This is a genomic window from Pseudomonas sp. UBA6323, assembly GCF_002439135.1.
GTDB lineage: Bacteria > Pseudomonadota > Gammaproteobacteria > Pseudomonadales > Pseudomonadaceae > Aquipseudomonas.
The window spans coordinates 116,542-135,104 of sequence record NZ_DJSX01000042.1; the positions used below are offsets into that span (position 1 = coordinate 116,542).

At 63.1% G+C, this 18,563-nt stretch carries 19 protein-coding genes and 1 pseudogene; 13 read left to right on the top strand and 7 right to left on the bottom strand.

Going from position 1 to position 18,563, the window contains the following annotated elements; genetic code table 11:
• Window positions 1–252 precede the first annotated feature (252 nt).
• Window positions 253–2,547, bottom strand: coding sequence for a beta-glucosidase BglX (gene bglX, locus B3P22_RS10060; RefSeq protein ID WP_296270872.1), 2,295 nt, complete (start codon window positions 2,545–2,547; stop codon window positions 253–255).
• 217 nt (window positions 2,548–2,764) lie between these two features.
• Here bglX and B3P22_RS10065 point away from each other — a divergent pair, with 217 nt between their 5' ends.
• Window positions 2,765–3,637 carry a helix-turn-helix domain-containing protein gene (locus B3P22_RS10065; protein ID WP_197856163.1) on the top strand — a complete coding sequence of 291 codons (873 nt, stop codon included), beginning with the start codon at window positions 2,765–2,767 and terminating at the stop codon, window positions 3,635–3,637.
• Between the two features lie 155 nt (window positions 3,638–3,792).
• Window positions 3,793–6,423, top strand: coding sequence for a DEAD/DEAH box helicase (locus B3P22_RS10070; RefSeq protein WP_296270873.1), 2,631 nt, complete (start codon window positions 3,793–3,795; stop codon window positions 6,421–6,423).
• A 15-nt stretch (window positions 6,424–6,438) separates the two neighbouring features.
• On the opposite strand, the gene B3P22_RS10075 is transcribed toward B3P22_RS10070, so the two are convergent.
• Window positions 6,439–6,933, bottom strand: a complete 495-nt coding sequence (locus tag B3P22_RS10075; RefSeq protein WP_296270874.1) for a phosphate-starvation-inducible protein PsiE — start codon at window positions 6,931–6,933, stop codon at window positions 6,439–6,441.
• Window positions 6,934–7,195: 262 nt separating this feature from the next.
• Here B3P22_RS10075 and B3P22_RS10080 point away from each other — a divergent pair, with 262 nt between their 5' ends.
• Complete coding sequence (locus tag B3P22_RS10080; RefSeq protein ID WP_013716633.1) at window positions 7,196–7,459, top strand: YebG family protein; 264 nt, start codon at window positions 7,196–7,198, stop codon at window positions 7,457–7,459.
• A gap of 39 nt (window positions 7,460–7,498) precedes the next feature.
• Here the strand turns inward: B3P22_RS10080 and B3P22_RS10085 are convergent, their stop codons facing one another.
• Entirely contained in the window at window positions 7,499–7,741 is a 243-nt protein-coding gene (locus B3P22_RS10085) for a hypothetical protein (protein ID WP_296270875.1), read from the bottom strand.
• An 82-nt stretch (window positions 7,742–7,823) separates the two neighbouring features.
• On the opposite strand from B3P22_RS10085, the gene B3P22_RS10090 reads away from it, so the two are divergent.
• Window positions 7,824–8,228, top strand: a complete 405-nt coding sequence (locus B3P22_RS10090; protein WP_296270876.1) for a DUF488 domain-containing protein — start codon at window positions 7,824–7,826, stop codon at window positions 8,226–8,228.
• 25 nt (window positions 8,229–8,253) lie between these two features.
• Here the strand turns inward: B3P22_RS10090 and B3P22_RS10095 are convergent, their stop codons facing one another.
• Window positions 8,254–9,276, bottom strand: a complete 1,023-nt coding sequence (locus B3P22_RS10095) for a Glu/Leu/Phe/Val dehydrogenase dimerization domain-containing protein (protein WP_296270877.1) — start codon at window positions 9,274–9,276, stop codon at window positions 8,254–8,256.
• A 100-nt stretch (window positions 9,277–9,376) separates the two neighbouring features.
• On the opposite strand from B3P22_RS10095, the gene B3P22_RS10100 reads away from it, so the two are divergent.
• The 7 genes from B3P22_RS10100 to B3P22_RS10130 all read left to right on the top strand — a co-directional run bounded on the left by B3P22_RS10100 (window position 9,377) and on the right by B3P22_RS10130 (window position 15,119).
• Window positions 9,377–10,180 (top strand): SirB1 family protein, encoded by an 804-nt coding sequence (locus B3P22_RS10100; RefSeq protein ID WP_296270878.1) that lies wholly within the window; start codon window positions 9,377–9,379, stop codon window positions 10,178–10,180.
• Window positions 10,181–10,339: 159 nt separating this feature from the next.
• Entirely contained in the window at window positions 10,340–11,011 is a 672-nt protein-coding gene (locus B3P22_RS10105) for a DUF3313 domain-containing protein (protein WP_197856169.1), read from the top strand.
• A gap of 77 nt (window positions 11,012–11,088) precedes the next feature.
• Window positions 11,089–11,439: a DUF3302 domain-containing protein gene (locus tag B3P22_RS10110; RefSeq protein ID WP_296270879.1), complete on the top strand. Its 351-nt coding sequence runs from the start codon at window positions 11,089–11,091 to the stop codon at window positions 11,437–11,439.
• A 3-nt stretch (window positions 11,440–11,442) separates the two neighbouring features.
• Entirely contained in the window at window positions 11,443–12,402 is a 960-nt protein-coding gene (locus B3P22_RS10115; RefSeq protein WP_275545838.1) for an HlyD family secretion protein, read from the top strand.
• Window positions 12,403–12,466: 64 nt separating this feature from the next.
• Window positions 12,467–12,835, top strand: coding sequence for a DUF5064 family protein (locus tag B3P22_RS10120; protein ID WP_296270880.1), 369 nt, complete (start codon window positions 12,467–12,469; stop codon window positions 12,833–12,835).
• A gap of 50 nt (window positions 12,836–12,885) precedes the next feature.
• Window positions 12,886–14,214: a putrescine-ornithine antiporter gene (gene potE, locus B3P22_RS10125; RefSeq protein ID WP_296270881.1), complete on the top strand. Its 1,329-nt coding sequence runs from the start codon at window positions 12,886–12,888 to the stop codon at window positions 14,212–14,214.
• Between the two features lie 11 nt (window positions 14,215–14,225).
• On the top strand, window positions 14,226–15,119 hold the full coding sequence (locus tag B3P22_RS10130) for an amino acid ABC transporter substrate-binding protein (RefSeq protein WP_296270882.1): 894 nt from the start codon (window positions 14,226–14,228) through the stop codon (window positions 15,117–15,119).
• Window positions 15,120–15,127: 8 nt separating this feature from the next.
• Here the strand turns inward: B3P22_RS10130 and B3P22_RS10135 are convergent, their stop codons facing one another.
• The 3 genes from B3P22_RS10135 to B3P22_RS10145 form a co-directional block, all read right to left on the bottom strand.
• Window positions 15,128–15,484 (bottom strand): PilZ domain-containing protein, encoded by a 357-nt coding sequence (locus B3P22_RS10135; protein WP_197856175.1) that lies wholly within the window; start codon window positions 15,482–15,484, stop codon window positions 15,128–15,130.
• Between the two features lie 59 nt (window positions 15,485–15,543).
• Window positions 15,544–15,966 (bottom strand): DUF4124 domain-containing protein, encoded by a 423-nt coding sequence (locus B3P22_RS10140; RefSeq protein ID WP_296270883.1) that lies wholly within the window; start codon window positions 15,964–15,966, stop codon window positions 15,544–15,546.
• 74 nt (window positions 15,967–16,040) lie between these two features.
• Complete coding sequence (locus B3P22_RS10145) at window positions 16,041–16,415, bottom strand: tetratricopeptide repeat protein (RefSeq protein WP_197856177.1); 375 nt, start codon at window positions 16,413–16,415, stop codon at window positions 16,041–16,043.
• A gap of 308 nt (window positions 16,416–16,723) precedes the next feature.
• Between B3P22_RS10145 and B3P22_RS10150 the strand changes: the two are divergent.
• Together B3P22_RS10150 and pyk are read left to right on the top strand one after the other, a co-directional pair.
• A pseudogene (locus B3P22_RS10150) lies at window positions 16,724–16,876 on the top strand (universal stress protein UspA); the annotation flags it as partial.
• Window positions 16,877–16,947: 71 nt separating this feature from the next.
• Complete coding sequence (pyk, locus tag B3P22_RS10155; protein WP_296270885.1) at window positions 16,948–18,399, top strand: pyruvate kinase; 1,452 nt, start codon at window positions 16,948–16,950, stop codon at window positions 18,397–18,399.
• The last annotated feature ends 164 nt before the right edge of the window (window positions 18,400–18,563 follow it).

Consider the following 18,563-nt stretch of genomic DNA (forward strand, 5'->3'; position numbering starts at 1 on the left):
AGAACAACGACTCATCGACACACAGCCTCCAGGGCAACACGTACTGACGGGCAGCGGCCAGCCCAAGGGGCGGTCGCTGCGGAGAGTTGAAATCAGGCGAATGGTACAAAGACAACGCGAGCGCAATGCAGACAGCCAACCGAACGGCGGCGTCTCCGCATGCGCGGATTCTTTCTGCGCATTATTACCAGATCGTGAAGTCCGGCACAGGTGCTCGCGCGAGTATATTTTCCGCCTCCTTGGGCCACACCTTCATTGGCGTGGCAACAGTTCGAAACGCGCCTCCTGCACGCTCTCCGAATCCAGCCCCAGCTGAACCCGGAAGGCACCCGGCTCGCTAACTTGCTGCAGGCTGGCGTCATAGAAACGCAGCATGGTTTCGTCGATCTCGAAACTCAGTTCACGCGCCTCACCTGCTTCAAGCTTGACCCTTTGAAAATCCTTGAGTTCCTTCAACGGACGGATCACCGAGGCGGCCTCGTCATGCAGGTAAAGCTGCACCACGGTGGCGCCAGCCCGTGGCCCGGCGTTCTTCAGGGTGACGCTGACACGAATCTTCTCGCCCGGTTTCATGCGCTCGGCAGACAGCCTGGGCGCCGAAAGTTGGAAGTCGCTGTAGCTCAGGCCATAGCCGAACGGGTAAAGCGGGCCGGTGGGCTCCTCGAAATACTGCGAGGTGTAATTGCCGGGCGTGCCGGGGCCGTACGGGCGCCCCAGGCGCAGGTGGTTGTAGTAGGTGGGAATCTGCCCGACCGAGCGCGGGAAGGTGATCGGCAACTTGCCGGAGGGATTGTGCTCGCCGAACAGCACGTCGGCGATGGCGTGGCCGCCCTCGATACCGCTGTACCAGGTTTCCAGCATCGCGTCGGCGTTGGCCTTCTCCCAACTCAGCGCCAAAGGACGGCCATTCATCAATACCACCACCAATGGCTTGCCAGTGGCCTTGAGCGCACGCAAGAGCGTCTGCTGACTTGCCGGCAAATCCAGGCGCGTTCGGCTTGACGACTCATGCGACATGCCCCGCGACTCCCCCACTGCGGCGACGATGACGTCGGCCTGGCTGGCCACGCGTACCGCCTCTTCGAGCATCGTCTGCGGCGTGCGCGGGTCCGGTACCACCTCCGGGCGATCCCAGTTGAGGTGGTTGAGGTATTCGATCACACGAGCGTCGTCGGTGACGTTGGCCCCCACCGCATAGAGAAGTCTGCCCTGGCTGGCGAGCGCCACTTCCATGCCACTGCGCAGCGTCACGGCCTGCTCGGCGACACCGGCTGCCGACCAACTGCCGAGCATGTCCAACTGCGCATCGGCCAGCGGGCCGATCAGGGCGACGGTGGTGTTCTTGCTCAGTGGCAGCGTGTCATCGTGGTTTTCCAGCAGTACCAGAGAGTCGCGCGCCATGGCCCGAGCATCGGCGCGGTGCAGACGACTTTCGGCATTGACGTCGGTCGGGTCGTCCTCGGCGCGGCCGATGCGGCGGAACGGATCGTGAAACAGGCCCAGGTCGTACTTGGTGTTCAGCACGTGGGTGACGGCTTCATCCAGCACGCTTTGTGGCACCTCGCCGCTGCGTACCAGCTCTGGCAGTTCCTGCCCATACAGGGTATCGGCCATGCTCATACCGACACCGGCGGTGACGGCCAGCCGGGCAGCCTCGCGGCCATCCGCGGCAACACCATGGCGCAGCAATTCGTCGATCGCGCCGTGATCACTGAGCACCACACCCTTGAAGCCCCAGTCACGCCGCAGCAGGTCACGCAACAACCAGCTATTGGCCGACGCTGGTACACCATTGACCGCATTCAACGCCCCCATCACCCCGCCCGCGCCGGCGTCGATGGCGGCGCGATAAGGCGGCAGGTAATCCTGGTACATGCGCATCGGGCTCATGTCGACCACGTTGTAGTCGCGCCCGCCCTCCACTGCGCCGTACAGGGCGAAGTGCTTGACGCTGGCCATGATGCGCTGCGGATCACTTGGATCGTCGCCTTGGTAGCCGCGTACCATGGCGGCGGCGATACGCGAGACCAGATGCGGATCTTCGCCGAAACTTTCGGAGATACGGCCCCAGCGCGGATCGCGGGAAATATCGACGCTCGGCGCGAAGGTCATGTCCAGGCCGTCGGCGCTGGCTTCGAAGGCCGCGACCCGGGCGCTGTTCTCGATGGCCGGAATGTCCCAACTCGAGGCCAGCCCCAGGCCGATGGGGAAGGTGGTGCGGTGGCCGTGGATGACGTCGTAGGCGAAGAACACCGGGATACCCAGGCGGCTACGCAGCGCGGCCTCCTGCATCGGCCGGTTCTCCGGGCGCACCACCGAATTGAAGGTTGCGCCAATGCGCCCTGCGGCCATCTCCTCGCGAATGCGTTCGCGCGGCATGTCGCCGCCGATGCTGATCAGGCGCAGCTGGCCGACCTTTTCCTCCAGGGTCATGCGCTCGACAAGGTCGGCGATGAAGGCCGATTTGTCATCGATGGACGGCGCGGCAGCCAACAGGCCGGGGGAGATCAGAACGGAGGCAAGAGCGAACTGGCGCAGGAGTTTCATCGGGAGCGGCATCCGGGATGCGAATCATTGTTTGAATGGCCGCCACGATACTCCGAGTCCTCGCGCCGCGCCGCGGGTTAGTGCAAAAAAACTTAAGCACCAGTCAAAGGCGTTCCAGAGGTTACGACCCCAGACTTGCGCAAACTTGCGCATTTTTTTCGCCGCCACTGGTTTTGCCTGTCGGCAGGCGTAGCATGGCTGCATTCGGGAGAAGGTGATGGCGCAATTCGAACATCTGCAGGTATTCCAGAGCATGAGCCGCTCGCCCAATGCGCGGCTGCACGCGATGGCCGAGCTGGGCAACGGCATGGCCGTGGCGCGCTGGAGTAATGCCCATGACGCACGCGACTACCTTGCGCCAAGCCATCACACGCTGTCCTGCTATCTGAGCGGCGGCACCGGCACCTTTCGCCGCGAGCAACCCGGCCACAAGGGCGCGCCGGACAAGCTGTGCATCCTGCCGGCCGAGCACCAGTCGGCCTGGATCATCAACGGCGAGATTCAGCTTGCCCACCTCTATATAGAACAGGAGCAATTCGCCCTCGGCGCGGTCGCCCTGCTCGACCGCGAACCGCGCAGTCTGCAGCTTGAGGAAGCGACCTTTCTCGAAGATGCCGAACAGGCGGCGCGCTTCCGGCGACTGTGCACCCTCGACTGGCAGGAACCGGGCGAACGCCTGCTGGCCAGCAGCCTGGCCCATCAGTTGCTCGACCATGCCCTGCTCAATCAGGTCGGCCAACGCCAGGGTCTGCGCCTCAAGGGTGGCCTGGCACCGCTGCAACGCCGGCGTGTGCGCGAGTTTATCGAACAACACCTGGAAACGCCGTTACCACTGAGCCAACTGGCCGCGCTCTGCGCCCTGTCCGAATACCACTTCGCGCGCATGTTCCAGAGCAGCTTCGGTCTGCCACCGCATCGCTATGTGCTGGCCCGGCGCCTAGCTCGCGCCTGCCAGATGTTGCGTCAGCCGCAGCCCTCGCTGAGCGAGGTGGCGCTGGCCTGCGGCTTCGCCAGCGCCAGCCATTTCAGCAACCGCTTCCGCCAGGCGCTGGGCGCCACGCCGCGACAATACCGCGCGGCATTCTTCTAACAACCCGTCATCCTCCACGGTGGGTTCACGCGCCCTACCGTCGACAATCTCTGCGTCACGCCTGCTAATCGCCTTTCAGCTATGCCAAAATCTGCGGCTTTGCATTGCCACGGCCCAGTCATGCGCCCATCCATTGTTGCCGCGGGGCTTCGTTGATGCCCCTGGATATCCACCAGTTACGCCAGGAAGACTGGCGTTCCGAGTTCGGCGCCGGGGACCTGCGTCGCGGCCAGGGCTACGCCGAGGAAAAACGCAGCAAACTGCTCAGCCTCAAGGACAACAGCCTGCTCGCCAACTGCCGCGGCTCGGCCGGGCAGACCTATCAGCAGCGCATAACCCTGCACCCCTATGGGCGCAAATGGAGCGTGACCGGCCACTGCAACTGCCCGGTCGGCTTCAACTGCAAGCACGTGGTCGCCGCACTGCTCACTCTGGAAGCCCAGCAACGCGCCGGCAGCGACCTCTCGGACATCATCGTGGTGGACAAGGAGCTGGCGGAAACACGCCTCGAAGGCATCGAGCCCACCGCCATCCTCAGCCTGGGCAGCCAGGTACGTGTGCATTTCGACGCGCGCAAGGGACGCATGCAGGAGCAGACCCAGCATCGCGCGGCGCTGGCCTTCGACTACGCCGGGCACAAGGTTTTCGGCAAGCCGGCCAAGGACCTGGTCAAGCGCCTGGACGAACACAGCAACCTGCGCCTGATCCGCGACGGCGCTGCCGAAGCCGCGCTGCGCAAGCGTCTGGAAGGCCTCGGCCTGCAGGTGGCGCTGCGTCAGAGCGAAGCGCTGCCGGCCGAAGCCGGCGAGCCGTTCGAGCTGGAACGCGAGCGCGACTGGCTGGATTTCGTCCAGCGACATCTGCCGCAACTGCGCGCCGAAGGCTGGCAGATCCATATGCGCCCGGACTTCCAGTACAACCTCGCCGAGGTCGACGACTGGTATGCCGAGGTCGAGGAAGACCCGCAGCAGAACTGGTTCGATCTGGAGCTGGGCATCGAGGTCGAAGGCCAGCGCCTGAGCCTGCTGCCGATCCTGCTCCAGGCCATTCGCCGTACGCCCTGGCTGCTGGCACCCGAAGCGCTGGCGCAACGCGCCGATGAGGATCGCCTGCTAGTCAGCCTGCCGCAGGGCGGCAAGCGCATCGCCCTGCCCTTCGCCCGCCTCAAGCCATTGCTGGCCACGCTCGGCGAGCTGTATTTCCGCGACCCTGGCGACGACCACCTGCCGCTGCGCATGGGTCGCGCCGACGCCGCACGCCTGGCCGAACTGGCGCACGGCCCGCAGCTAAGCTGGCAAGGGGGCGATGAGTTACGCGGTTTCGCCCAGCGCCTGCAGAACCTGGCAGTGCGCGAGATTGCTCCACCCGAGGGTTTGCAGGCCGACCTGCGCACCTATCAGGTGCAGGGCCTGAACTGGATGCAGACCCTGGCCGAACTGCGCGTCGGCGGTGTACTGGCCGACGATATGGGCCTGGGCAAGACCCTGCAGACCCTGGCGCACATCCTTTGCGAGAAACAGGCCGGGCGTCTCGACAAGCCCGCGCTGATCGTCATGCCCACCAGCCTGATTCCCAACTGGCAGGACGAGGCGGCGCGCTTCACCCCGCAACTGCGCGTGCTGGCCCTGCACGGCAGCAAGCGCAAGGTGCTATTCGAGCAGATCGCCGAGCACGACCTGATCCTCACCACCTACGCCCTGCTACCGCGCGACCTCAAGGCGCTGAACCAGCAGCGTTATCGCCTGCTGATTCTCGACGAAGCGCAGAACATCAAGAACCCGCGCAGCAAGGCGGCCACAGCCGCGGCACAGGTGCAGGCCGACCTGCGCCTGTGCCTGACCGGCACGCCGCTGGAGAATCACCTGGGCGAACTCTGGTCGCTGTTCCATTTCCTCATGCCGGGCTGGCTGGGTGACGCCAAGGCCTTCACCCGCGACTACCGCACGCCTATCGAAAAACGTGGCGACGCCCAGCGCCTGAATCACCTGAATGGGCGCATCCGTCCCTTCCTGTTGCGCCGCACCAAGGAGCAGGTGGCCAACGAGCTACCGCCGAAGACCGAGATCACCCAATGGGTCGAGATGACCCAGCTGCAACGCGACCGCTACGAAACCCTGCGCCTGGCCATGGACCAGAAGGTACGCGACGAGATCGCCCGCCAGGGCCTGGCGCGCAGTCATATCGTCATCCTCGAAGCCTTGCTGCGCCTGCGCCAGAGCTGCTGCGACCTGCGTCTGCTCGGCGAGGACGACGGCGAGCTGAGCGCCGCCGATTCGGGCAAGCTCAGCGCCCTGCTGGACATGCTTCAGGAGCTGGTCGACGAAGGCCGCCGCGTGCTGCTGTTCTCCCAGTTCACCTCGATGCTGGCACTGATCGAAGCGGAGCTGCAGACGCGCAAGATCGCCTACGCCAAGCTAACCGGCAGCACCCAGGATCGACGCACACCGGTGCAGCGCTTTCAGGCCGGTGAATTTCCGGTGTTCCTGATCAGCCTCAAAGCCGGTGGCAGCGGCCTCAACCTGACCGCCGCCGACACGGTGATCCACTTCGATCCCTGGTGGAACCCGGCCGCCGAAGCCCAGGCCAGCGACCGCGCCTATCGCATCGGCCAGGACAAGCCGGTGTTCGTCTACAAGCTGATCGCCCGAGGCAGCGTCGAAGAGAAGATCCAGCAACTGCAGCAGGCCAAAGCCAGTCTGGCCAGGGGAGTGCTCGACGGCGGCAGCCAGGGCCAGTGGCAATTGAACGAGGACGATCTGGCGGCGCTGTTCGCGCCGCTCGATTGATGTCCGGCTGACGCCCTAGTCGGAGGTATCGTCGCGCTCGGCCTCGGCATCATCGCGGTTGCGCGCCTTGCTGCGAGGGTGCGGGCCGGCCACGGCCGGAAAGCGCGACGAGGCATAGCGCACCACCAGAATCGCCAGGGCCAGCAACAGGATGGCCCCGGATACCATCACCACGCCCCAGCTCGGCTTGTGAGTGTGGGAGATGTCGGAAATCAGCAAGCGGGTCAGCGCGGTGATCGCCACGTAGATCATGAAGCGGATCGGCATGTGGTTGGTCTTGAAATAGATCCCCACCATCGCCGCCAACTCCAGGTAGATGAACAGCAGCAGAATGTCATCGACCGTGATGTGGCCCTTCTCCAGCATGCCGATAAAGGTCATCACCCCAGCCCACGCTGTGATCGCGCCGATGGCGAACAGCGCCAGGTAGTGGAAGGCCTCCATCAACAGATTGCCCAGCGACTCCGCCAGGCCATGCATGCCCTCACGCAGACGTTCCGCCCAATTCATCCTTCACTTCTCCCCAAGACCAGCATGACGTCCGGGCATCCGACATGGATGCCCGCTGACGAGCATGCAGGAAAAACACCAGCCTGAGGATGATGCCGGGATGTGACGGAAAGACACAGGCGGATGGCCGGTATCGGCCATGACTTCTATCCTGTGTCGGACGCAATACTGGCCAAAAGGCAGCGAGTCCTTTATCCTCGCCAACACTGTATAAAAAACCAGTTAAATCCAACGACACATATGAAGGCAGAAGAGGTGATGAATGGCCGTCGAAGTGGTGTACCGCAGCAGCCGCGATCCGGAGCGCTTGTTCATGGATAAGGCCGAAGCAGACCGTTACGACAAGATGCTGGAACTGGCCGAGCGCCTGAGCGAGGTCCTGCACAAGGCGGTTCCTTCCCTGAGCGAGGAACAGGGCGAGGAGCTGGGTATCTTCATGGCCAAGAACCGCGACGTCTTTGCCAAGGCGTTCAAGAGCCAGCCGGACGCGCTCGACGAGCTGGAAATCGACACCGCCAGCGAATGACCGGGAGCCGTGGCCCCGTTCCGCCAACGGGGCCGCGACCTATGCGCGACTGACGGAATACTGCGCCGCGGCCTGCTCCAGCCAGACCGGTAAGTCCCGCCGCTTTATGCCCTCACGCCGGGCACGGGCCAACTGCTCCAGCATGTACTGACGCTTGTGCTCGTTACCCTCGGCGAAGGACAGCGCAAGGTCACGATCGGTCCACTGACGAATCCGGCGAAACAGCCACCAGTGAAAGTAAAGGCCGGCTGCTGTGGTGACGAAGATAATGAAATAGTCCATGGTGAGTCCTCCTTTCACCACGCTAATCGAGCCCGCAGGCGTCGCCAAGTGCGGCATTGCCGCAGGCGATGGAGGCAGGTCGATGATCCAGTGCAAGCGGGTTTATCTCGACGCAGAATCCAGTGACGGCCAACGCGTATTGGTTGACCGATTATGGCCTCGCGGCCTGTCCAGGGATGCCCTGGCACTCGATGAATGGCTACCCGACGTCGCGCCCTCCAGCGAACTGCGTAAGTCCTTCGCCCACCGCGCCGAGGCCTTCGATGAATTCCGCACAGCCTACCGCCGCGAACTGACCGGGCGCCCCGAGCATTGGCAGCGCCTGCTGCACTGGGCGAGAAGCGGCACACTGACGCTGCTCTACGCCGCGCGCGACGAGGTGCATAACAATGCACGCGTGCTGGCCGAATTTCTCGAAGATGAACTGCAGCGCCATGACTCACCCAGCTCGCCGGTGTGCTACCAGGGCGAATTCGACGGCCATTGAGCGCGCAGGAGCACTCGGATAGCCGCTATATGCCGTACAGCAGGCGCTCGGCCAGGAAGTCGGCGACGCGCGCCGGAGAGCGTTTTTCAGCTTGAGCGTGGGCGTAGATTTCAGTCAGCCGTCGGCTGATCTGCGCCAGGTGTGCGGTGATCGCCGATAGTTCCTCGCCGCGATGACGCAGCGCCACGTAAATCAGCCCACCGGCATTGAGCACGTAATCCGGCGCGTAGAGAATGCCGCGCGCTTCCAGCTGGTCGGCGACTGTGGGACTGCTCAACTGGTTGTTAGCCGCACCAGCCACTGCTGCGCAACGCAGATGGGCGACCGTCTGCGCATTCAGCACGCCACCTAGGCCGCACGGCGCAAGGATGTCGCAAGGCGTGCCGAGCAACGCATCGCTGGCGACCGGATGTGCGCCCAGTTGCTCGACCGCCAGTTGCACGCGCCCGGCATCAAAGTCGCTGACCAGGAGCTCAGCGCCAGCGGCGTGCAGTGCTTCGGCCAGAGCAAAACCGACATTGCCCAGGCCCTGCACGGCAACCCGCAGCCCTTCCAGATCATCGCTGCCCAGGCGCGCCTGCGCCGTGGCACGGATACCCGCGAACACCCCCAGCGCCGTGTGCGGCGAAGGATCGCCCGCGCTGGTAGTGCTGGTGGCGTGGTTGGTGTGCTGAGCGATGCAATCCATGTCGGCGCTGGAGGTGCCGCTGTCGATGGCGGTTATGTAGCGCCCATTGAGCGTCTCGATGAAGCGCCCGAAGGCTTCGAACAAGGCGGCACGGCTGGGCACATGCGCAGGGCGGATGATCACTGCCTTGCCGCCGCCATGATCGATACCGGCCAGCGCCGCCTTGTAGCTCATGCCCTGAGCCAGACGAATGGCGTCGCCAATGGCGCTCTCTTCATCGGGATAAGGCAGGTAACGGCAACCGCCGAGCGCCGGCCCGAAGCGGGTGTTGTGAATGGCGATAACGGCCTTGAGGCCGCTGGCCGGATCCTCGGCCAGGTGCAGGGCCTCGAGGCGGGCGGCTTCCATCATGCTGAACATGGCTGCGCTCCCGGTCGGACTTCAGGCCTCAGTATAGGAGAAGCCACTGGACGACGACCCGGTCAGCGGCTACAAGAGCAGAAGTTCAGCGGAGAATGCGATGAGTCCACGCCAAGCCTGCCTGCAGTGCCTGCAACGCGATCCTCCCGCCCTGTTCGAGGCGGCGCTGTGGATTGCCGCTGAACACGATGACCACCTGCAACCCGCCCAAGTATTGAACGACCTGCACAGTCTGTTGCTGCAGGTCAGCGCCGGACTGCCCGCCCTGCCCACTCGCGAACTGGCCCAGCCGCTGCTGCGCCGGCTTGCCGAACTGGATTTTCAGGAGGACGACGAAGGTGCCACGCGGCCGCGCCACGCGCTGCTCCATGAAGTGCTGCGGCGCCGACGCGGCCAGCCGCTGGCGCTCGCCCTGATCGCTCTGGAAGTGGCGCGCCGCCTGGACATTCCGCTGCAAGGCGTGAATTTCCCCGGGCATTTCATGCTGCGTGTGCCGGGCGCCGATCACCTGCTCGACCCGTGCGGCGGGCGTCGCCTGTACACCCGCGACTGTCGCGAGCAGCTCTATCGCCAACTGGGAGCGAACGTGGAACTCAAAGCCGAGCACCTGCAGACGGCCGACGCCCAGGCCATGCTGCGGCGCCTGTCGCGCAATCTACGTCAGTTGCACATGCAGTGCGATGCCCCGGACGCAGCACTCAAGGACGCCGAGCGAGTCCTGCTGCTGGGACCACCTAACCTGGCCGACCACCTGGCGCGAGCCGACGTCTACCGGCAACTCGACTGCCCGCAGGGCGAGCGCTACGACCTGGAGCGCGCGCTGCTGTTTTGCGAAGAGGACGCCCTGCGCCTGAGACTGAGCGAGCGCCTGCGCAGCCTGCAAAGGGCATCGGCGTTGCACTGAGAGGGCCGTGGTTCGGGCGTTTCAGCAGGCTTCCAATTTTTTTCGCTTTCCCATTGAACTTTATTTTCCTCGACTACACTGCTGGAGAACGCGGCACTCTCTACCAGTACTTGGGCGCTGCCGATCAGGCAACATTTCATTACTGTATGGAGACTTAAGATGCGAAAGCTCTTGGGTATGTCGTTATTGGCGGCACTCATGGGAGCAGCCGCATGTTCCAGCACTACGGTCGCACCCGAGCAGTACTCGGGTTTCCTGCAAGATTACAGCCGCCTCAGCGAACAGCAGTCGCCCTCCGGGGCACATGTGGCACGCTGGGTCGATCCGGATCTGCAGATATCCCGTTATAACCAGTTATTCCTCGAGCCGAGCCAGTTCTATCCAAAGCCTCAGCCAAGCGCTCGCCTGTCGCAGGATACGCTGCGAGACATCACCCAGTATTTTGATGCGGCGCTGCGGCGCGAGCTGAGCAAGGTCATGCAACTGACCGACTCGCCTTCTGCCGGAACCCTGGTGCTGCGTCCGGCCATTACAGCCGTCGCGGTATCCACCGAAGGCCTGCAGCCCTATGAGGTCATTCCAATCGCACTGGTAGTGGCCGCCGCGAGCACTGCGGCCGGAACACGCGATCAGCAGGTGGAGATCGCCACCGAAGCGGCAGTGATCGACGCGCAGAATAACCGTGTCATCGCACAGGTTGTACGCAAGGGCGCGGGCGTGAATCTGGAGAACGATCAGCAGGTGCTCAGCGTCGATAACGTCAAGCCAGTGATCGATGGCTGGGCCAGCGACATGCGCCAGTCCATCGAGCAGCTCAGAGCGAAGCGCTAGCAACACCGGCTCGGAGCCGCCGCGATCTCACGAGCGGCACCGCCCAGACTGTCAGATCGGATGATTCGGAGGGCCGTATGCTGGACTACTTCGCCTTGGGTGTACTGATATTCGCCGCCATAGTGCTGTTCTACGGCGTCATCGCAATTCACGACATTCCTTACGAAATCTCGGTACATCGCAAACACCCACATCAGGATGCCATCCACGTGGCGGGCTGGGTCAGCCTGTTTACCCTGCACGTGCTCTGGCCGTTCCTGTGGATCTGGGCAACCCTCTATCGCGAGGATCGCGGCTGGGGCTTCAATGCCTCGCCCAAGGAGTACTCTGCACGCCTGCAACTCATGGAACAGCAGGTGGCTGAGCTCAAGGCCCGGCTGGACGCGATGGAACGGCAGGCCAAAGAACCATTCGCGGCAAGGGACTGAGCCATGGATCTGCTGCTGATACTGACCTATACGGCCATCTGCGTGGCTATCTTCAAGATCTTCAAGATCCCGCTGAACAAGTGGACGGTGCCCACCGCAGTACTCGGCGGAATCGTACTGATCGGTTCGCTGATATTCCTGATGAACTACAACCATCCCTATTCGGAGGTATCGCGCAGCTACTTTGTCAGCACTCCGATAGTACCGGCAGTGAGCGGCCAGGTGATCGAAGTGCCGGTGCGTGGTAACCAGTTGCTGGAAAAAGGCGACGTGATCTTCCGCCTCGACCCCACCCCCTTCGAGAATCGCGTGCGCTCCATCAGGGCCCAGTTGGTGTCGGCCAAGGGCGATCAGTTTCGTGCCGGCGAACTGGTCAAGCGCAACCTGGGCAACCGACGCGACTTGGACATCACCACGGCTCGCGTGGACGACCTGCAGGCGCAGCTCAATATCGCCCAGTTCGAACTGGATAACACGGTGGTCCGGGCGCCATCACGCGGCTACGTGACGCAAGTTGTGCTGCGCCCGGGTATCTATGCAGTGAAGATGCCGCTGCGGCCATCGGCGATTTTCATTCCTCAGGAGGAATATTTCTATGTGGCCTGGATGCGCCAGAACAGCCAGTTACGCCTGACCCTGGGCGATAAAGCTGAAATTGCCTTGGACGGTCTGCCTGGCAAGGTTTTCCAGGCGCAGGTTAAGCAGGTGCAACCGGTGATAGCCGAGGGTCAGGTTCAGCCCGGCGGCAGTCTTGTAGGTGTGACCGGCGCCATGCCGGCCGGTCGCGTGCCGGTTGTGCTGGAGATCACCGACCCTGCCTTCGAACCTTACAAGGATCTCATACCGGGCGGCGCCTACGGCCAGGCAGCGCTCTATTCCGAGCACTTTCCTCATGTGGCGATTCTGCGCAAGGTGCTCCTGCGGATGGCCGCATGGATGAACTACATCTTCCCCTTCCACTGATCCCTATCTACAACCGGCGGCGCCCAGCGAAAGCGTGACGCCGCGTCACACACAGGAGCCCAACATGTTCGAGCCTGGCCACCTCAACCGTAAGAAACAACCAGGAATACCCGGCGTCCCGGACTTCGACATCGATGTTTATTACGACGTCCTCCGTGACCCCAAAGAAGGTGTTCTGCTGCATTTTCGCATGAGCGGCCATGTCAACGGCCGTAGCTTCACCGATGAGTTCAACATGCACCGCGATACCGCGTTCAACTTCGCCAGCCGCATCGCCAAAGCAGCTGCGAAACAGGGACTGCCGGTGAATGCCAGCCCAATCATGCGTAGCCACAGCGAGTACGACGCGATGTTCGCGGATATCCGCAAGAAGTTGGATATCCGCACCGGTGATCCGGTTAATTTCGAAAATCTGGAAAAAGACGGCTTCTAGCGTTTCGTTCTGCGCCCACGTCCAATTATCTCAAGCGTGAGGAACGGATCATGGCCGACGCAAGCAAGAAGATGGGCCTTGTAGGCCTGACCACCCTTGTGGCGGTCAACATGATGGGCTCAGGTATCATCATGCTGCCTTCGAGCATGGCTCAGCTGGGTGCGATTTCGTTGCTGTCGTGGGTAGTCACGGCGGTCGGCTCAATGGCGATCGCTTATGGCTTCGCACAGTGCGGCATTTATTGCCCGCGGCCCGGTGGCATGTCTGCCTACAGCGAGGAGGCGCACGGCAAGTCCGCCTTCTTCCTGTGCTCTTATCTGTACTTTCTCTCGCTGGTGATAGGCAATGTGGCCATCGGCATTTCAGCCGTCGACTATCTCACCCCCTTCTTTCCCTGGTTGGGCAGCGGCGCTGCAGCTCTGGTAGCAGGAACCATCGCACTCATCTGGCTGACGATACTGGCCAATCTTGGCGGCCCCAGCGTTACCGGGCGCCTCGGCGCAATAACAGTATGGGGCGTTATTATTCCCGTGGCGGGCCTGGGCCTGATCGGTTGGTTCTGGTTCGAGCCGAGCCTGTTCAAGGAAGCCTGGAACCCCAATGGCCTGCGCACCAGCGATGCCATCGCGCAAAGCATTCCGCTCACCCTCTGGGCGTTTCTCGGTATGGAGTCGGCGGCGCAGAACTCCGATGCTGTGGAAAACCCCAAGCGCAACGTCCCGCTCGCCTGCCTGCTCGGCACGCTTGGCGCCGCCGTGGTTTATGTGCTGTCTACCAGCGTGATTCAGGGAATCGTTCCCAATCCACAACTGGCGAACTCCAGCGCCCCCTTCGCGCTGGTCTATGCGCAGATGTTCAACGACAGCGTAGGCAACATCATCATGGCCCTGGCGGTGATGGCCTGCCTGGGCTCGCTGCTGGGCTGGCAGTTCACCCTGGCACAGACTGCCAAAGTCACCGCAGAACAGGGAATGTTTCCCAAGCTGTTCACCCGCGTCAGCTCTCGCAACGCTCCGCTCATCGGCCTGCTGTTCTGCGGTGTTCTGCAAACCCTGATCGCGTTATCGACCATCTCACCGAATGCGAGCGCGCAGTTCAACAAACTCGTCGGCCTGGCTGCCGTAACCAACATAATCCCCTACATCACCTCCCTGACCGGCCTGCTGGTGATCATGTACAAGGCCCAAGTCGAGCCGCGGATATTCCGCCGCAACGGCGTGATACTGCTGGTGGCCATGCTGTACTGCTTTTACGCCCTTTATGCCTCGGGTCTGGAGGCAGTGTTCGGCGCTGCCCTGGTGATGGTGGTGGGCTATCTGCTGTTCGGCGCCATTGCCAAACGCTTCGTCGGCGCGCTAGACAACCTCGGCCGGCCATAGGAGCTTCCAGCATGCCTATTCGATATCTGGTCCGGCTACTGTTTCTCTGCGCATGGCTGCCGATCGTCGCTAACTCCGCCACCTTGGAGCGCATCCGTGACAACGCCGAGTTCGTGCTCGGCTTCGTGCCAGGTGACCTGCCGTTCTCCGACGGTGACGCCAGGCAGGCCAACGGCTATTCCATCGATCTGTGCCATCAGGTCGCCAGCCTGATCAGGGAACAACTGGCCATGCCCGAGTTGCAGGTGCGCTATGTGCCTCTGACCACCACGGATATGCTCGATGCGGTGGCGGACGCCAGGGTCGACATTCTCTGCGCGCCCGTGGTGGAGAGTCTGGAACGTCGCCGCCGGGTCAGCTTTTCCCTGCCGATCTTCACTGCCGGCCTCGGGGTGGTCGTGCGGCAGGACGCTCCAGCGACCCTGATGCTGCCGCTCAAGGGCGAAACGGCTTACCGCGGTCCAACCTGGCGCGCCACCATCAATCAGGGCTTGAGCCGTCACAGCTTTGCCGTGATGAAGGGCACGGTAAGCGTTGACTGGGCGCAGACGCGCATTCGCCAACTCGGCCTGCAATCCACGCTGCTCGAAGTAGACAGTAACCAGGAGGGTGTCGAGCAGGTCGTCACTCGACAAATTGATGCGTTCTTTGCAGATCGCCTGGTGCTGCTCAACTATCAGGCGCAACATCCGCAAGGCGCTCAGCTATGGGTCCCGGAGCGACTGTTCGCAGTGGAGTCGGTGGCCATGCCGCTTGCACGTGATGACGAGGACTTCCGCCTGCTGGTCGATACCGCGCTGAGCCGCCTGAATCGCTCCGAGGATGGCGAAGCTCTCTACCGCCGCTATTTCGGCGATCTCAGCGAGCAAAGCCGAATGATGTTGCGGCTCAACTCACGTCCCTGAGCTGAATATCAGGCCGAAGCCGCCAGGCTGTGAAAGCTGAAGTAGTAGCGCAGGGCGTCGATCAGCTCGACGTAGTCCGCGGGTGGTGCGACCAAAGCGAAGCCGGAATCGTAGACACCGGGGTTGACGTCTTCGCGGCACCACTGGCAGTTGGCGGAAAAGTCGATGAAGTGAAGGCCATGCTGGCCGGGAATCTTCAGGCGCATGTCGAAGCGCGCGCCCACCAGCATCGGCAACTGACTGATCAGCATCAGGCCGTCGAGGGAGACATTGCCGATGGAGCCCATCGGTTTGTCGGTAATGCGGTTGAACACCTTCAGGTAGTAGGGTAACTGATGGCGTTCGATTCGGCGCTGGCTACGCATGCTGGCATATCGCTACAAGGGGCCTTGAGTATGGCCCTACTGCGGCCACGAAACCACCCTCAAGTACAGCGTTGGGCTATCCGCTCGCGCAGCTGGCGACGAGCGGTGTCTGTTTCATCATCACTGTAGTAGATGCGCTCGCCATTGGCGCCTTCACGGTAATAGCGGTAACCCTCCGGCATCTGCGCCAGTCGCCGGCGCAGCTCACGGCATTCACCCGCGCGTTCCTCGCGCTGCGCGGTTGCCGTGGCCGCAGCCTGCTGCTGCTCCTCACGACGGGCGTCGTAGAAGCGCTGCGTGCGCGCCTCTCGCTCCCGGGTATGGGCGTCGCGCTCAACCACCTGCGGCTTCACCTCTACGGCCTCGGCCCCTGCCACCGGGCGCTGAGCGAAATGCACCCGGCCCTGCTCGTCCGTCCAGCGATAGATCTCGGCCGTTGCCAGCGTTGGCAGGAGCACGGCGATCAGCAATAGGTGACGCATGTTCATCCTCCATGAAGGCCATGCGCCAGCTTATACCGCGCTGCGGCGCCGAGAAATGCCAGGCGACCGAAGGTTCAGAGTGCTGCGGGGCTGGCCTTGGCCGCAGTTGCCGGGCGGTGATGCCCCAGTTGCTCCAGGGTCTGCAGACGGGCACGGGCGCGGTAGGCGTATTCGCTGGCCGGGTAGCGCGCGATGATGAACTGATAGGTCTGCGCCGCGTCGACGAACAGACTTTCACGCTCCAGGCATTGGCCACGCAACAGTGAAATCTCCGGTTGCAGGTAGCTGCGCGAACGGCTCTTGCGCTCGGCCTGCGAAAGCTCCAGCGCGACCCGGGCGCAATCGCCTTCGTTGTAGGCGCGATAGGCGTTGTTCAGATGATGGTCGAGCGAGACGCGGGTGCAACCCGTGGCTGCCAGGGCCACGGCCAGAATGATCAGGGTACGCATGGGCAAGTCCTCCAGTGAGCAGTGTATCGACAGCGCAGGGAAAAACTGAACAGCGACGAACCTCCGATGGGTTTTGCCCGTAGCACCTTGGCGCTGAACGGCGCGCTGACCAGCGCCGTGCCGCATCGGCCGTCGAAACAGCGCGCCACTGCCACATCTGCGGCTCGACGCCGAGGTAGCGCAGGCATATGACGACTACGTGAACAGTGGTGAATACCGCGAAGCTTCGACAAGTGTTGATTGCCCAGTACGTCCTCGATCAGGCGCAGGCCCACCTGCCGGACGAATTTGCCAAGGAAGTCGTCCGCCATTTCGTGCGCGAGCACAATATTGGCCTGCTGGAGATGGGCGCCATCGCCCGCGGCCATCTGGACAACCTGTTGATCGATCACACCGCGCAGCGGGTGCTGGAACGCCTGAAGTGCGATCCGCTGGTGATCAAGCCGGACGGCAAAGGGTAGTGCACAGGAACAATGACTACAGCTGAACGTCGTAGTAGCCTCCCTGACATCGATCACTAGGGAGTTCGTGCATGACCTTTCGCCGCACCAAAATCGTCGCCACCCTGGGCCCGGCCAGCAGCTCGCCGGAAGTGCTGGAGCAACTGATCCTCGCCGGTCTCGACGTGGCCCGCCTGAACTTCTCCCACGGCACGCCGGACGATCACAAGGCGCGCGCCGCCCTGGTCCGCGAACTGGCCGCCAAGCACGGCCGCCATGTCGCCCTGCTCGGCGACCTGCAAGGCCCGAAGATCCGCATCGCCAAATTCGAGAACAAGCGTATCGAGCTCAAGGATGGCGACCTGTTCCGCCTCTCCTCCAGCCACTCGCGCACGGCCGGCACTCAGGAAGTGGTCGGCATCGACTACCCGGCGCTTATTCAGGACTGCGATGTCGGCGACGAACTGCTGCTGGACGACGGCCGCGTGGTCATGCGTGTCGAGCTCAAGGGCGCCGACGAACTGCACTGCCGCGTGGTGATCGGCGGCCCGCTGTCGGACAACAAGGGCATCAACCGCCGCGGCGGTGGCCTCACCGCCCCGGCGCTGACCGACAAGGACAAGGCCGACATCAAGGTCGCTGCCGAGATGGATCTGGACTACCTGGCCGTCTCCTTCCCGCGTGACGCTGCCGATATGGATTACGCCCGCAGCCTGCTCACAGAAGCCGGCGGCACTGCCTGGCTGGTAGCCAAGATCGAACGCGCCGAAGCCGTAGCCGATGACGAAGCCCTTGACGGCCTGATCCGCGCCAGTGACGCGGTGATGGTGGCGCGTGGCGACCTGGCCGTGGAAATCGGCGATGCCGAGCTGGTCGGCATCCAGAAGAAGATCATCGCTCACGCCCGTCGTCTGAACAAAGCGGTGATCACCGCCACGCAGATGATGGAATCGATGATCCACAGCCCGATGCCGACCCGCGCCGAAGTCTCCGACGTGGCCAACGCCGCGCTGGACTACACCGATGCGGTGATGCTGTCGGCGGAAAGCGCCGCCGGCGAATACCCGGTCGAGGCCGTGCAGGCCATGGCGCGTGTGTGCCTGGGCGCCGAGAAGCACCCGACCAGCCAGAAATCCAGCCACCGCATCGGCCGTCAATTCGAGCGTTGCGACGAGAGCGTGGCCCTGGCGACCATGTACACCGCCAACCACTTCCCGGGCGTCAAGGCCATCATCAGCCTGACCGAAAGCGGCTACAGCCCGCTGATCATGTCGCGTATCCGCTCGTCGATCCCGATCTTCGCCTTCACCCCGCATCGCGAAGCCCAGGCCCGCGTGGCGCTGTTCCGTGGCGTGTACACCGTGCCGTTCGACCCGGCCTCGCTGCCGGCGAACAAGGTCAGCCAGGCGGCGGTGGACGAGTTGCTCAAGCGCGGTGTAGTGGAGCCGGGCGACTGGGTCATCCTGACCAAGGGCGACAGCTACCACGGCACGGGTGGAACCAACACCATGAAGATCCTCCATGTCGGCGATCAGATGGTGTAAGCCATCCGTGGACACACAAGGCCGCGCAATGAGCGTAATGCTGTTCACATAAGAAATGGTCGAGCGCGATCAGTCCCCTCGCCCCTCTGGGGAGAGGGTTAGGGCGGGCGCGTTCGGAGAGGGGGGAAAGCAGGCAGTTCGCGGTGTTTTCAGCCCTCTCCCCC

Coding starts and splice junctions, on each gene's coding strand:
- bglX (WP_296270872.1), bottom strand. CDS start 2,547: ATGAAACTCCTGCGCCAGTTCGCTCTTGCCTCCGTTCTGATCTCCCCC.
- B3P22_RS10065 (WP_197856163.1), top strand. CDS start 2,765: ATGGCGCAATTCGAACATCTGCAGGTATTCCAGAGCATGAGCCGCTCG.
- B3P22_RS10070 (WP_296270873.1), top strand. CDS start 3,793: ATGCCCCTGGATATCCACCAGTTACGCCAGGAAGACTGGCGTTCCGAG.
- B3P22_RS10075 (WP_296270874.1), bottom strand. CDS start 6,933: ATGAATTGGGCGGAACGTCTGCGTGAGGGCATGCATGGCCTGGCGGAG.
- B3P22_RS10080 (WP_013716633.1), top strand. CDS start 7,196: ATGGCCGTCGAAGTGGTGTACCGCAGCAGCCGCGATCCGGAGCGCTTG.
- B3P22_RS10085 (WP_296270875.1), bottom strand. CDS start 7,741: ATGGACTATTTCATTATCTTCGTCACCACAGCAGCCGGCCTTTACTTT.
- B3P22_RS10090 (WP_296270876.1), top strand. CDS start 7,824: ATGATCCAGTGCAAGCGGGTTTATCTCGACGCAGAATCCAGTGACGGC.
- B3P22_RS10095 (WP_296270877.1), bottom strand. CDS start 9,276: ATGTTCAGCATGATGGAAGCCGCCCGCCTCGAGGCCCTGCACCTGGCC.
- B3P22_RS10100 (WP_296270878.1), top strand. CDS start 9,377: ATGAGTCCACGCCAAGCCTGCCTGCAGTGCCTGCAACGCGATCCTCCC.
- B3P22_RS10105 (WP_197856169.1), top strand. CDS start 10,340: ATGCGAAAGCTCTTGGGTATGTCGTTATTGGCGGCACTCATGGGAGCA.
- B3P22_RS10110 (WP_296270879.1), top strand. CDS start 11,089: ATGCTGGACTACTTCGCCTTGGGTGTACTGATATTCGCCGCCATAGTG.
- B3P22_RS10115 (WP_275545838.1), top strand. CDS start 11,443: ATGGATCTGCTGCTGATACTGACCTATACGGCCATCTGCGTGGCTATC.
- B3P22_RS10120 (WP_296270880.1), top strand. CDS start 12,467: ATGTTCGAGCCTGGCCACCTCAACCGTAAGAAACAACCAGGAATACCC.
- potE (WP_296270881.1), top strand. CDS start 12,886: ATGGCCGACGCAAGCAAGAAGATGGGCCTTGTAGGCCTGACCACCCTT.
- B3P22_RS10130 (WP_296270882.1), top strand. CDS start 14,226: ATGCCTATTCGATATCTGGTCCGGCTACTGTTTCTCTGCGCATGGCTG.
- B3P22_RS10135 (WP_197856175.1), bottom strand. CDS start 15,484: ATGCGTAGCCAGCGCCGAATCGAACGCCATCAGTTACCCTACTACCTG.
- B3P22_RS10140 (WP_296270883.1), bottom strand. CDS start 15,966: ATGCGTCACCTATTGCTGATCGCCGTGCTCCTGCCAACGCTGGCAACG.
- B3P22_RS10145 (WP_197856177.1), bottom strand. CDS start 16,415: ATGCGTACCCTGATCATTCTGGCCGTGGCCCTGGCAGCCACGGGTTGC.
- pyk (WP_296270885.1), top strand. CDS start 16,948: ATGACCTTTCGCCGCACCAAAATCGTCGCCACCCTGGGCCCGGCCAGC.